Annotated in this window: 11 protein-coding genes; 6 read left to right on the plus strand and 5 right to left on the minus strand. The window is 58.3% G+C overall.

Annotation, left to right across the window (positions count from 1 at the left end):
* Window positions 1-105: 105 nt before the first annotated feature.
* Window positions 106-402, plus strand: coding sequence for a ubiquinone biosynthesis accessory factor UbiK (gene ubiK, locus L379_RS03945; RefSeq protein ID WP_000566823.1), 297 nt, complete (start codon window positions 106-108; stop codon window positions 400-402).
* A gap of 115 nt (window positions 403-517) precedes the next feature.
* On the opposite strand, the gene hldE is transcribed toward ubiK, so the two are convergent.
* From hldE to L379_RS03930, 3 genes are read right to left on the minus strand one after another with little or no spacing between them, the layout of a single operon-like run.
* Window positions 518-1,948, minus strand: coding sequence for a bifunctional D-glycero-beta-D-manno-heptose-7-phosphate kinase/D-glycero-beta-D-manno-heptose 1-phosphate adenylyltransferase HldE (gene hldE / locus L379_RS03940; RefSeq protein ID WP_032655069.1), 1,431 nt, complete (start codon window positions 1,946-1,948; stop codon window positions 518-520).
* Window positions 1,949-1,988: 40 nt separating this feature from the next.
* Entirely contained in the window at window positions 1,989-4,844 is a 2,856-nt protein-coding gene (gene glnE / locus L379_RS03935; protein ID WP_032655072.1) for a bifunctional [glutamate--ammonia ligase]-adenylyl-L-tyrosine phosphorylase/[glutamate--ammonia-ligase] adenylyltransferase, read from the minus strand.
* 21 nt (window positions 4,845-4,865) lie between these two features.
* Window positions 4,866-6,167 carry a CYTH domain-containing protein gene (locus L379_RS03930; protein ID WP_017384034.1) on the minus strand — a complete coding sequence of 434 codons (1,302 nt, stop codon included), beginning with the start codon at window positions 6,165-6,167 and terminating at the stop codon, window positions 4,866-4,868.
* A 237-nt stretch (window positions 6,168-6,404) separates the two neighbouring features.
* Between L379_RS03930 and L379_RS03925 the strand changes: the two genes are divergently transcribed.
* Both L379_RS03925 and L379_RS03920 read left to right on the plus strand, forming a co-directional pair.
* Window positions 6,405-7,025 carry a TIGR04211 family SH3 domain-containing protein gene (locus L379_RS03925; protein WP_001303390.1) on the plus strand — a complete coding sequence of 207 codons (621 nt, stop codon included), beginning with the start codon at window positions 6,405-6,407 and terminating at the stop codon, window positions 7,023-7,025.
* Window positions 7,026-7,085: 60 nt separating this feature from the next.
* A complete protein-coding gene (locus L379_RS03920; RefSeq protein ID WP_017384033.1) occupies window positions 7,086-8,327 on the plus strand; it encodes a multifunctional CCA addition/repair protein in 1,242 nt (413 codons plus the stop codon).
* Between the two features lie 13 nt (window positions 8,328-8,340).
* On the opposite strand, the gene bacA is transcribed toward L379_RS03920, so the two are convergent.
* Together bacA and folB are read right to left on the minus strand one after the other, a co-directional pair.
* Window positions 8,341-9,162 (minus strand): undecaprenyl-diphosphate phosphatase, encoded by an 822-nt coding sequence (gene bacA / locus L379_RS03915; protein WP_003862545.1) that lies wholly within the window; start codon window positions 9,160-9,162, stop codon window positions 8,341-8,343.
* 106 nt (window positions 9,163-9,268) lie between these two features.
* A complete protein-coding gene (gene folB / locus L379_RS03910; RefSeq protein ID WP_015571902.1) occupies window positions 9,269-9,637 on the minus strand; it encodes a bifunctional dihydroneopterin aldolase/7,8-dihydroneopterin epimerase in 369 nt (122 codons plus the stop codon).
* Between the two features lie 107 nt (window positions 9,638-9,744).
* On the opposite strand from folB, the gene plsY reads away from it, so the two are divergent.
* The 3 genes from plsY (at window position 9,745) to L379_RS03895 (ending at window position 12,901) form a co-directional block, all read left to right on the plus strand.
* Window positions 9,745-10,359, plus strand: coding sequence for a glycerol-3-phosphate 1-O-acyltransferase PlsY (gene plsY / locus L379_RS03905; protein ID WP_017384031.1), 615 nt, complete (start codon window positions 9,745-9,747; stop codon window positions 10,357-10,359).
* A gap of 92 nt (window positions 10,360-10,451) precedes the next feature.
* Window positions 10,452-11,918, plus strand: a complete 1,467-nt coding sequence (locus tag L379_RS03900; protein ID WP_032655075.1) for an MFS transporter — start codon at window positions 10,452-10,454, stop codon at window positions 11,916-11,918.
* A gap of 155 nt (window positions 11,919-12,073) precedes the next feature.
* Entirely contained in the window at window positions 12,074-12,901 is an 828-nt protein-coding gene (locus L379_RS03895; RefSeq protein ID WP_032619000.1) for an urease accessory protein UreD, read from the plus strand.
* The last annotated feature ends 10 nt before the right edge of the window (window positions 12,902-12,911 follow it).

Consider the following 12,911-nt stretch of genomic DNA (forward strand, 5'->3'; position numbering starts at 1 on the left):
CTATTGATTACCCTGGGCAATGCATAAGCTTCAAACAATTTTGTTTAACCCACGGCATGACGCGCTACAATAGGCACTAACACCTTTTCATCAAGGGAAACGACAATGATTGACCCAAAGAAAATTGAGCAGATCGCGCGTCAGGTTCATGAGTCCATGCCGAAAGGTATTCGTGAGTTTGGTGATGACGTTGAGAAGAAAATCCGCCAGACGTTGCAGGCACAGTTGGTTCGCCTTGATTTAGTCAGTCGCGAAGAGTTTGACGTGCAGACGCAGGTGCTGCTGCGCACCCGCGAGAAGCTGGCGCTGCTGGAACAGCGTCTGAGCGAGCTGGAGAGCCGCAATGCGCCGGAAGAAGTGAAGCCAGCGCCAGCTATTCCACCGGTGGATGACCAGGCATAAGTGCGGCCTGTTGTGCCCGGTGGCGGCTACGCCTTACCGGGCCTGGATGAACGCGTAGGTCGGGTAAGGCGCAGCCGCCACCCGACATAAAAAAACGGGCCTGTTGGCCCGTTTTTTACTGACTGTCTTTCTGGATCTTCTTAATGATGTTGGTGGTTGAACACCCGTCCTCAAAGTTGAGCACCATCACTTCACCGCCATTTGCCCAGACCTCTTCGCTACCTGCGATTTGCTCTGGTTTGTAATCGCCGCCCTTCACCAGCAGGTCAGGCAGGATCCCGGCAATCAGGCGCTGCGGGGTGTCTTCTTCAAATGAGACCACCCAGTCCACCGCTTCCAGCGCGCCGAGCACTATCATGCGCTGCTCCAGCGGGTTCACCGGACGCGTTTCACCCTTCAGACGTTTGGTTGAGGCATCGCTGTTGACCGCCACAATCAGGCGATCGCCCAGCTTACGCGCATTCGCCAGATACGAGACATGACCCGCATGCAGGATGTCGAACACGCCGTTGGTCATCACCACTTTTTCACCGCGTTTGCGCGCGGCAGCAACGGCCACTTTCAGCTCGTCTTCGGTCATGACGCCAAAGCCGGTATCCGCACGCCCACGCACCGCGTTTTCCAGCTCGATTGGCGAAACGGTGGAGGTCCCGAGTTTACCAACGACCACGCCCGCCGCGGCGTTCGCGAAGTAGCATGCTTCTTCCAGGGAGTTACCCGCCGCCAGCGTCGCCGCCAGCACGCCAATCACCGTATCACCGGCACCGGTCACGTCGTACACTTCCTGCGCCTGGGTTGGCATATGCAGCGGCGCCTTGCCCGGTTGCAGCAGCGTCATGCCCTGCTCGGAACGGGTCACCAGCAGCGCAGACAGCTCGAAATCAGCGATGATTTTCATGCCGCGCTCAACCAGCTCTTCTTCAGTTTTGCACTTGCCCGCCACCGCTTCGAACTCAGAGAGGTTTGGCGTCAGCAGGGTTGCGCCGCGATAGCGCTCAAAATCGGTGCCTTTCGGATCGATCAGTACCGGTACGCTGGCTTTACGCGCCAGCTGGATCATGGTCTGCACGCTCGCCAGCGCGCCTTTGGCATAATCAGACAGCACCAGCGCGCCGATATTGCCCAGCGCCTGGCTAATACGCTCGTGCAGCGGCTCAGGATCAACGCCTTCGAATCCTTCTTCGAAATCGAGGCGGATCAGCTGCTGGTTACGCGACAGGACGCGCAGCTTGGTGATGGTTGGGTGGGTCGGAACAGAAACGAAGTCGCACTTCACGTTCACGTCCGCCAGCGACTGACTCAGGGCACGCGCCGCATCGTCAATGCCGGTCAGGCCCACCAGACGCGAATGCGCGCCCAGCGAGGCTATGTTCATCGCCACGTTTGCCGCGCCGCCTGGACGCTCTTCAATGGTGTCGACCTTAACTACCGGCACCGGCGCTTCCGGAGAGATACGGCTGGTCGGCCCATACCAGTAGCGATCCAGCATCACATCACCGACAACCAAAACTCCAGCACGTTCAAACTCTGGCAGTGTTACTTTCATTCCTGACTCCAGAAAGATTCACAATTTGCGCGCGATAATATCACACTTGTTTTGTTACGCACGGTTCCACCAGCCACTTCTGCCAGCTTGTGGTCACCTGCGCGCGTTCATCGGCGAAACAGTCCAGCGCCACATGGCCCGGCTGTTCCTGTAAGGCCAGATGGTGCAACTCATCACGCAGCGTGGTGTAGGCGCGGGTTAATGCCTGCGCCTCCTGCTCATCCATAATGTCGTTCTGCGCCAGCAGTTCGAGTATGCGCACGTTATCCGACCAGCGGGTCAGCTTCGGCTTATCGTGCGCGTGCAGCAGCACCAGGTACTGAGTGATAAACTCGATATCGGTAATGCCGCCTTCATCGGCTTTAATATCAAAGCGATCGCGATGTTTGTTGCCAAGGTGCGCGCGCATCTTCTCCCGCATTTCCCGCACTTCGGTTTGCAGCGTACTGCCCTCGCGCGGGGTCGTCATGACCGCCTTGCGGATCGCATCGAACTGCGTTTTGAGCTGCGGATCGCCGTATACCACGCGGGCGCGCACCAGAGCCTGATGCTCCCACGTCCAGGCTTCGTTCTTCTGATAGTCGGCGAAAGCCTCCGTCGAGGTGACCAGCATGCCTGCCGCGCCGGACGGGCGCAGACGCGCATCCACTTCATACAGAATGCCGGATGAGGTGCGGGTGCTGAACAGGTGCATGATGCGCTGGGCCAGACGCAGGTAGAACTGCCGCCCGTCAATCTCACGTTCGCCGTCGGTCATGACGTCTGCCGGACAGTCGTGGAGGAAAATCAGATCCAGATCGGAGCTGTAGCCCAGCTCCCAGCCGCCCAGCTTGCCGTAACCCACCACCGCAAAACCGCGGCCTTCGCGCTCTGCAAGGTGTTTCGGCTGCCCGTAGCGGGCCACCATCTGCACCCACGCCTGATGGACAACCGCGTCGATGATCGCTTCCGCCAGCCAGGTTAAGTGATCGCTCACTTTCATTACCGGCAGGGTACCGGCGATATCTGCCGCCGCCACGCGCAGCATCTGCGCCTGCTTAAACTGACGCAGCGCCTCAAGCTGTTGCTCTTCGTCCTCTTCCGGTACGCGCAGCAGATACTGACGCAGCTCGTCGCGGTAGGCATCCGTCGCCGTAGGCTGATACAGCGTATTCGGGTCGAGCAGTTCGTCCAGCAGCAGCGGATAACGCGCCAGCTTGTTCGCCACCATCGGCGAGGCGGCGCAGAGAGAAATCAGGTGCTTCAGCGCGCCGGGAAACTCGCTTAACAGTTCAAGGTAAGTGGTACGCGTGACGATCCCGCTCAGCAGCGGCATCATGCGCGACAGCGGCACCGGCGCATCCTCGCGGGAGCAGACATCGCACAGCAGATGCGGCATCAGATGATCCAGCACCTGACGACCGCGTGGGCCAATGGCGCGTTTGTTCAGTTCGAAGCGGAAATCGGCAATCAGCGCCACCACGCGATGGCGGGCATCGTCGCTTAAGTGCGCCAGCACCGGCGTGGTGTCATCTTCCTGGAGCGCGTCCTGCCACAGCTCGCGCCAGTGCTCGGAGAGCGCATCATCCTGCGATTCGCTTTCGTCGTCGCCGATCAGATCGTTAAAGATGCGGCGCACGCCCGCCATATGCGCTTCCAGCCGTTGCGTCAGCGCCGCCCAGTCATCCAACCGCATCCCCCAGGCCAGACGCGCCCGGTTCAGCTCGTCGCCCGGTAACGTCTGGGTCTGTTCGTCGTTGATACTTTGCAGCAAATTTTCCAGACGACGCAGGAAGAGATAAGAGTCACGCAGCGTTTGCGCATCGCCTTCCGGCAGCAGATGCAGCTGCTCGATAGCGCTCAGCGTCGGCAGCAGCGAGCGGGATTGCAGAGAAGGTTCACGCCCGCCGCGTATCAGCTGGAAGACCTGGACGATAAATTCGATCTCACGAATACCGCCCGCGCCGAGCTTGATGTTGTCTTTCAGGCCACGGCGACGCACCTCGCGGGCAATCATCCCTTTCATATTTCGCAGGGACTGGATCACGCTGAAGTCGATGTAGCGGCGGAACACAAACGGGCGCAGCATGGCGCGCAGCTCGTTGGCCCAGGCATCGTCGCTGTCACCCATGATCCGCGCTTTGACCATCGCGTAACGCTCCCAGTCGCGACCCTGCTCCTGGTAATAATCTTCCAGCGCGGCAAAGCTCAGCACCAGCGGACCGCTGTCGCCAAACGGACGCAAACGCATATCCACGCGGTAGACAAAACCATCCTGGGTGGGCTGATCCAGTGCCTTAATCAGCCGCTGCCCCAGGCGAGTAAAGAACTGGGCGTTGTCCAACTCGCGACGACCGCCGCGCGTGGAGCCGTTCTCCGGCCAGGCAAAAATCAGATCGATGTCTGAGGAGAAATTAAGCTCGCAGCCGCCCAGCTTGCCCATCCCCAGAATCAACAGCGGTTGCGGAACCCCGGCTTCGCTGCACGGCGTGCCCCACTCTTTACAGCAGGCGGCGTAGAGCCAGTCCCGCGCGGCGACAATCAACGTCTGCGCCAGTTCGCTCAACTGCTGCAAGGTGCTCTCTTCGCTCACCAGCTCCAGCGCCTGCGCCCAGGCAATGCGTACCATCACCCGGCGGCGGAACTGACGCAGAACGCGCATCAGCGTGGCTTCATCTGCCACCTCTGCCAGCGCGGTTTGCAGCCAGCCAGCATAATGCCGCCACTCGTCAGCCTGCGGCGGCGCGCTTTCCAGCTCTGCCAGCCAGTCCGGGTTGGCGCTGACGCTCTCCTGCACAAAATCACTGAACGTGAGCACGCTTTTCGCCTGCTCGCTTAACGATGACGTGGGTAACGACTCAGGCAGGCGTTCGCAAACGGTCTGCCAGTGCTGTTGTAACTGCAAAGAAAGCGGCATATCAGGGGTTCCTTGCCAGAATTAACGTTTTCCGCTGTGCAGCCAGTACGGATCCTGCGAAATGGCCTCGTTGCGGAAATGCTCGATCTCGATCTGCTGACGGGTCTCGATGGCATGCTTCAGCCCCTGCCAGTTCTCCAGCCAGGCCTGCGCCTTCACGCCCTCATACGCACCTGACAGCAGCAACATGCTGTCGATGTTACGCGCCAGGCGGGGAAGCTGATCGCCATACTGGTCGCCCAGCGGATGCGCAAAGGTGGTTCTCAGCTCGGCTGCGTGACGGGAGAGGTGGATATCCGCAAAACGTTTGAAGTTTTCCGCAATTTTGGTCTGCCCTTTCGCATCGAGGAACGTGCGCCAGCCGCGCGTCACCAGAAACTCGGTCAGCGCCAGTTTCGCGCCGGCGTTTTGCGGGCTGTAGATCGCCGTTTGTGCCGACACGTCGGAAAGCATCAGCGTTTCGGTTTGAGTGAGCAAATCACGTAAGTGAGTGCTGGCTTTACGCGGTACAATGCCGCCAAAGAGCGTCAGGGTATGACGCACCAGCCCCATAGCGGCCAGCACCTGTTTTTTGGCATTTTTCACGTTACGCGCCCACAGCTCCTCGTGGTACTGCCACTGAGAGAGCGCCAGCTCCAGCGCCGCTTCCATGCCCTGCTCAACGGAGGCTTTCGGCACAACGCGCAGAATCGGGGTTTCTCGCAGCACGCGCGGCGCATTCCCGGCGGCCAGGTGATAGCCGCGTGCCGCTTTACTCAGGCTGCCCTGACGCAGGCCAGGCTGGTTCACCAGCTTGTGCGCCAGCTTCAGCACGTCGCTCGCCTCGCCTTCCAGCAGTTCGAGTTCCAATTCGCAGATCGGCTCCTGCTCTTCACCCGCCTTAATTTCACCCCGATCAAACGCGATCTCAATGCGGCTCTTGCCTTCCGTCACCAGCCATTTTTCGCGCCAGAAATCGGTGCTGAACAGCGGTTGCGCCTCTGCCGACAGCGTTGCGGGCAGCGTTCCTTCCGGCCACACTTCCGCCGGAAAACGATCCAGCTCAAGTTCTGGCTTACTGATGTCGATATTGTATTCCGGACGCTGGTGCAAACCGCCCACCACGCGACCGGCGATTTTCATCGTCATCTCGTAGCGCCCGTTCGCACCCCGGATGCGCAGGCCCATATCGTGGTTGCGCAGCCAGTTGTCCGGCGTTTCGTAATAGATGTTGAGCAGCTGTACGGGTTCATGGTGCTCGCCGGACAGCGTATTCAGATGCTGGCGGAGCGCGTCAGCGCTGTCTTTTTCGACGATAAACTTTAATTCGATCTCTTGTGCCATAGCCTTGTACTTTTGCGTGCGTCACAGACGCGTCGATGAAGGCGAACTTCCTCGCCATTTGTTTGTCAGTACATAGTATTTTGCGCCAAATTGCCACGCAATGAGCAATTTGACGGGCGTAAAAGTTTAAAGCGGTGGAAATCATGACACAGATGATTCCGATTGATGATGAATCCTTTGCGTAGCGACACTGATACCACTACTATCGTTCCACTTTTTATGAAAATAACGACTGATATGCTTAAATTACGCCTGATTGGACTTACTTTACTCGCTTTTAGCGCCGCAACCGCGGTCCACGCTGAAGAGAAACGTTACGTTTCTGATGAACTGAATACCTGGGTACGCAGCGGCCCTGGAGACAATTATCGCCTCGTGGGTACGGTAAATGCCGGCGAGGAAGTGACTCTGCTGCAAACCAATGCAGACACCAATTACGGTCAGGTTCGTGACAGCTCTGGCCGCACCTCATGGATCCCGCTGAAAGAGCTGAGCACGGTGCCAAGCCTGCGCACCCGCGTGCCGGACCTGGAAAATCAGGTGAAAACCCTGACCGATAAGCTGAACAACATTGACGGCACCTGGAACCAGCGCACCGCAGAGATGCAGCAGAAAGTGGCGCAAAGCGACAGCGTGATCGCCGGTCTGAAAGATGAAAATCAGAAGCTGAAAAATGAGCTCATCGTCGCGCAGAAGAAAGTGAACGCCGCGAATCTACAGCTGGATGACAAACAACGCACCATCATCATGCAGTGGTTTATGTATGGCGGCGGGGTGCTTGGCGTCGGTCTGGTGCTGGGTCTGGTGCTTCCTCACCTTATCCCGAGCCGTAAACGTAAAGACCGCTGGATGAACTAACTCGTCTTCTCTGCCACACTTACGTATCATCTTGCGAAAAGAGAAAACGGGAGTGTTGGCGTGAAGAGTTATCTGGTCGGTGGTGCGGTACGTGATGCGTTATTAGGTCTGCCGGTCAAAGATAAAGACTGGGTCGTGGTCGGTGCCACGCCCGAAGCGATGATTGACGCGGGCTACCAGCAGGTAGGCCGCGATTTTCCTGTGTTCCTCCATCCGAAAAGCCGGGAAGAGTACGCCCTGGCGCGTACCGAACGGAAATCCGGTTCCGGTTATACCGGCTTCACCTGCTATGCCGCGCCGGATGTGACGCTGGAGCAGGACTTACTGCGCCGCGATCTCACCATTAATGCCCTGGCGCAGGACGAAAAAGGCCATATTATCGACGTCTACGGCGGCCAGAACGATCTGCGCGACCGTCTTTTACGCCATATTTCCCCCGCCTTTTCTGAAGATCCGTTACGCGTACTGCGCGTGGCGCGTTTTGCCGCCCGTTATGCCCATCTCAGCTTCCGCATCGCCGACGAGACGATGGCGCTGATGACGGCCATGACCGACGCGGGCGAGCTGGAACATCTGACGCCAGAACGCGTCTGGAAAGAGACCGAAAACGCCCTGACTACCCGCAATCCACAGGTCTTTTTCCAGGTACTGCGCGACTGCGGGGCGCTGAAAGTGCTATTCCCGGAAATAGATGCGCTGTTTGGCGTGCCCGCCCCGGCGAAATGGCACCCGGAAATTGATACCGGCATTCACACCCTGATGACGCTGAGCATGGCCGCCATGCTCAGCCCGGAGGTGGACGTGCGCTTTTCCACCCTCTGCCATGACCTCGGCAAAGGGTTAACGCCAAAGGAGTTGTGGCCACGCCACCACGGGCACGGTCCGGCTGGCGTGAAGCTGGTTGAAGGGCTTTGCCAGCGCCTGCGCGTGCCGAATGACATTCGCGATCTGGCAAAACTGGTGGCTGAGTTCCACGACCTGATCCACACCTTCCCGATCCTGAAACCCGCTACCATCGTCAGGCTGTTTGATAACATCGACGCCTGGCGCAAACCGCAGCGCGTGGAGCAAATTGCGCTGACCAGCGAAGCCGACGTGCGCGGCCGCACCGGGTTTGAAGCGTCCGATTATCCGCAGGGTCGTTTGCTGCGTGAGGCGTGGGACGTAGCGAAAGCGGTGCCAACAAAAGAGGTGGTGGAGGCAGGGTTTAAAGGCCCGGCGATCCGCGAAGAGCTGACGAAGCGGCGGATTGATGCGGTTGCAGCGTGGAAGGAAAAACGTTGCCCTCAGCCGAAAGACTGAGGGCGGTCGGTCATCAGAAGAAGACCACGTACACGGCAGCCGCGACGATAAAGCGGTAGATCGCGAACGGAATAAACGAAATACGCTTAATCAGTTGCAGGAAGGTTTTGATGGCGATCAACGCCACAATAAAGGCGGTGATAAAGCCCACGGCGAACATCGGAATGTCGCCCACGGTCAGGAAGCCGATGCTTTTGTAGAGATCCAGCGCGGTGGCACCCATCATCATCGGCACCGCCAGCAGGAACGAGAACTCAGACGCCGCGTAACGGCTCACGCCCATCAGCATCCCGCCGGAAATGGTTGCCCCTGAACGGGAGAAGCCCGGCCACAGCGCCAGACACTGGAAGCAGCCAATCATAAACGCCTGGCGATACGTCATATCGTCCAGACCTTCCGCACGCGGGGTTTTTGGCTTCAGCACTTCGGCGGCAATCAGCAGGAAGCCGCCGACAACCAGCGCGTACATCACGTTAATCGGGTTGAAGAGCGATTTAATGGTGTCGTGGAACACCAGCCCCAGCACCACCGCCGGGATCATCCCGAGCAGAATATGAATCAGCGTCAGGCGCCCTTTGCCCTCTCCTTCACGCTGCGGCAAACGCCCGAAGTGGATACCGATCAGACCAAACAGACGTCGCCAGAACATCACGACCACCGCCAGGATAGAGCCCAGCTGGATCACCACCTCAAACGTCTTTGCGGTATCGCCTTCAAAGCCCAGGAGATGGCCAACGATAATCATATGGCCCGTACTGGACACCGGCAAAAACTCCGTCAATCCTTCGACCACACCCAGTATTGCCGCCACCAGCAGCGAGTGCATATCGCTCATCTATAAACCCCTAAAAAGATATAAAAAAACGGTGTCCCACGCGGACAACCGTGAAAGATACAGCTTTAAGACCGATATAACCTAAAATGGTTTAGCTATTATGACGTTAAATCTTTCCTTTCAGATTTGTGCCACGCTCGATAATCACGCCCACATTGGCGGCGCGCGCCACCGCTCCCGGCTTGCTTAGCTTAATGCGCACCCATGGGGAGTTAAATTTGCTCAGCAGCAGGTCTGCTACCTCTTCCGCCACGCGTTCTACCAGCGCAAAACGTTGCCCTTCAACATGGGCGATGACCGTTTCACTGATGTCGGCGTAGCTCAGACAGTCATTCACATCATCGCTTTTTGCTGACTTGCGGTTGTCCCAGCCCATTTCGATATCGAACACCAGTTTCTGCTCGATGGTCTGTTCCCAGTCGTAAACACCAATTGTGGTGATTACCGAAAGTTGCTCTATAAATACAATATCCATCACGACCTGCCTGCTTTTTGGCTAAACCGGATACCACTTCCGGCGAATTATGCGTATTATCCACAGATGCTGAGAATACAGATACATTTTCAAAACGGAACAGCGTTATGAGTGCAATCGCGCCTGGAATGATTATCCTCGCCTACCTTTGCGGCTCAATCTCCAGCGCCATTCTGGTCTGCCGCATCGCCGGGTTGCCTGACCCGCGTGAAAGTGGTTCCGGGAATCCGGGGGCGACCAATGTACTACGAATTGGCGGCAAGGGAGCAGCCGTAGCGGTTTTGATTTTTGATGTTCTGAAAGGAATGCTTCCCGTCTGGGGCGCGTATGCGCTCGGCGTCACACCCTTCTGGCTGGGGCTGATTGCCATCGCCGCCTGCGTCGGCCACATCTGGCCCGTTTTCTTTGGTTTTAAAGGCGGTAAAGGCGTTGCCACCGCGTTTGGCGCGATTGCGCCGATCGGCTGGGATCTCACCGGCGTGATGGCGGGCACCTGGCTGCTGACCATCCTGCTGAGCGGTTATTCGTCGCTGGGCGCCATCGTCAGCGCACTGATCGCCCCGTTTTATGTCTGGTGGTTTAAACCGCAGTTTACCTTCCCGGTGTCGATGCTCTCGTGTCTGATCCTGTTGCGCCACCACGACAACATTCAGCGCCTGTGGCGGCGTAAGGAAACGAAGATCTGGACGAAGCTCAGGCGTAAAAAGAAAGACGCTCAGTAAACCGTTCGTTATGCCTTATAACCAAATGTGATTTTTGTCACCTTCTGCCTGTGGTAACTGTTAGAGACACAACACAACCACACAAAAAGAAAATGGCAGAAATCACAGATTCAACTCCCCTTCCAACGGCAGGAAATACCCCGGATGGCGACATCAAGTGGGTACGTAGCGCATCGGACGTTTCACGTCTCGTTAATGACGGCTCTCAGGGCCGGGCCAATGCCCGCATCGTGGTCGGTATCGCGCTCGGGGGAATTTTCCTCGATGCCTACGATCTCGGCGCGCTGGCATTCGGCATCAAAGACATCACCCGCGAATTTAACCTGACGCCCGCCGGTACCGGCATGGTGGCCTCGGCGATTACCTTTGGCGCGATTGTCGGGGCGCTGCTCGGCGGCTATCTTACGGATAAAATCGGGCGCTACCGCGTCTTTATGGCCGACATGGTGTTCTTTGTCGTTGCCGCTATCGCCTGTGTGCTGGCCCCGAACGAATATGTGCTTGCGGGCGCGCGCTTTGTGATGGGTCTTGGCGTTGGGATCGACCTTCCCGTCGCGATGGCGTTTCTCAGCGAGTTCGCCAGGCTGAAAGGCCCGGGGAATAAAGCCTCCAGCGTCGCAATGTGGTGCCCCACCTGGTACGCGGCCATCAGCATCTCTTATCTTCTGGTGCTCTTCTTTTACGCCGTGCTGCCGGAAAGCCACAGCGACTGGCTCTGGCGTCTGATCCTTGGCTTTGGCGCGGTGCCCGCGCTGGTGATTATCGCCATCCGCAGCCGCTATATGAGCGAATCCCCGGTCTGGGCGGCGAATCAGGGCAATCTGAAGGAGGCGGCGTCCATCCTGCGGCAGTCTTACAATATTAATGCCCACGTACCGCAGGATGCGCTCGACCAGCCCGCGCCTGTCGTGAACAAGGCAAAATGGTCGAACTACCTGAACCTGTTCCGCGGTATCTATCTGCGGCGTACCACGCTCGCCACGCTGCTGTCAGTGGTCTCCTCGTTCGCCTATAACGCCGTAGCCTTTGGCCTGCCGGTGATCATCTCCAGCTTCTTTGTGCAGTCGATGCTGACCACCATTCTGATCTCGCTGGCGCTTAACCTGCTGTTCGCCTTTGTCGGCGGGCTGCTGGCGGTGCGCTATGTTCCGCGCTTCGGCGCATGGCGGATGTCTCTGGCGGGTTATGCGTGCCAGCTTGCGGCACTGCTCGGCCTGGCGTTGATTGGCCGGCCTGACGGGGCCACGGAAGGCGTGTTCGCCGTCGCGATGCTGGCGCTGTTCCTGTTTGGTCAGGGTTTTGGTCCAGGTGCGCATACCATGACGTTTGCCTCCCTGAGCTACCCGACCTCGCTGCGCGGCGTGGGCGTGGGGCTTAACCAGACGCTGATGCGCAGCAGTTCAACGCTGTCACTGTTTCTGTTCCCGCTGCTGGTCGCCTCGCTGGATACCGCCGTGTTCTGGGTGATTGCGCTGGCGCCGTTTATCGGTCTGGCGTCGCTGCTGGCGATCCGCTGGGAGCCGTCGGGGTATGATGTGGATGCAGAGGATTATCGGTAGCCTTTCTTGCCGGGTGGCGCTGCGCTTACCCGGCCTACATTACTGAAACCGGCTCACATGAGCCGTTTTTTTATCCATAAGCGACTCATATGACAGCCTTCATTTCCGCCAGGGCATACTGAAACGTACCCCGATAGTGTGGAAATGGAAGCACCATGTTAGCAACTCAGGTCACTGATAATTCATACAAAGGCTGGCAGGCCTCGCTTGCCCTCCAGTTTTGTCATACCCCTGAGAAAACCCTCCTCCATTCCGCGCGTCACAGCGGGCCGCTCACCGTTCAGCGTCCGTTTTATCCCGAAGGGGAAACCTGCCACCTTTACCTGCTGCACCCGCCAGGCGGAATTGTGGGCGGAGATACGCTGGATATTTCCGTGCGGCTCGACGCCAAAAGCCATGCCCTCATCACCATGCCCGGCGCCAGTAAGTTCTATCGCAGCAACGGCCCGCTGGCCTGCCTCAGTCAGCATTTTTACCTCGACGAAGAGGCCACGCTGGAGTGGCTGCCGCAGGACACCATTATTTTCCCCGGCGCTAACGCCGCGCTGCGTTCCGTCTTTCACCTGCACGCCACCAGCACGCTGCTGGCGTGGGAGCTGTACTGTCTGGGCCGTCCGGTGATAAACGAAACCTTCAGCCACGGCACGCTGGAGAACCGCCTTGAGGTGTGGGTGGATGGCGAGCCGCGTCTGATTGAGCGACTGCATCTCAGCGGTGGCGATCTGACGCCCGTCGCGGACCATCCGTGGGTCGGCACGCTGCTGTTCTATCCGGCCCGGGAAGCACTTCTCGACGCGGTGCGTGCGCTTCTCGCCCCGCTGGAAAACGTTGGCGGGGCGACGCTCACCGACGATCTGCTGTCGGTGCGTTTTCTCTCCCACGACAACCTGATTTGTCAGCGGGTGATGCGCGATATCTGGCAGTCGCTTCGCCCGCTTTTAACTCCCAAAACCGCCTGTTCGCCGCGCATCTGGCAGACATAAGAGAAACGCT

Source organism: Enterobacter sp. MGH 33 (assembly GCF_000534535.1).
Taxonomy (GTDB): Bacteria; Pseudomonadota; Gammaproteobacteria; order Enterobacterales; family Enterobacteriaceae; genus Enterobacter; species Enterobacter hormaechei_C.

What these genes read in the sequence shown, in the direction of transcription:
- L379_RS03895 (WP_032619000.1), top strand. Translation starts at nt 12,074, where the DNA reads ATGTTAGCAACTCAGGTCACTGATAATTCATACAAAGGCTGGCAGGCC.
- folB (WP_015571902.1), bottom strand. Translation starts at nt 9,637, where the DNA reads ATGGATATTGTATTTATAGAGCAACTTTCGGTAATCACCACAATTGGT.
- hldE (WP_032655069.1), bottom strand. Translation starts at nt 1,948, where the DNA reads ATGAAAGTAACACTGCCAGAGTTTGAACGTGCTGGAGTTTTGGTTGTC.
- L379_RS03900 (WP_032655075.1), top strand. Translation starts at nt 10,452, where the DNA reads ATGGCAGAAATCACAGATTCAACTCCCCTTCCAACGGCAGGAAATACC.
- bacA (WP_003862545.1), bottom strand. Translation starts at nt 9,162, where the DNA reads ATGAGCGATATGCACTCGCTGCTGGTGGCGGCAATACTGGGTGTGGTC.
- L379_RS03930 (WP_017384034.1), bottom strand. Translation starts at nt 6,167, where the DNA reads ATGGCACAAGAGATCGAATTAAAGTTTATCGTCGAAAAAGACAGCGCT.
- glnE (WP_032655072.1), bottom strand. Translation starts at nt 4,844, where the DNA reads ATGCCGCTTTCTTTGCAGTTACAACAGCACTGGCAGACCGTTTGCGAA.
- L379_RS03925 (WP_001303390.1), top strand. Translation starts at nt 6,405, where the DNA reads ATGCTTAAATTACGCCTGATTGGACTTACTTTACTCGCTTTTAGCGCC.
- plsY (WP_017384031.1), top strand. Translation starts at nt 9,745, where the DNA reads ATGAGTGCAATCGCGCCTGGAATGATTATCCTCGCCTACCTTTGCGGC.
- ubiK (WP_000566823.1), top strand. Translation starts at nt 106, where the DNA reads ATGATTGACCCAAAGAAAATTGAGCAGATCGCGCGTCAGGTTCATGAG.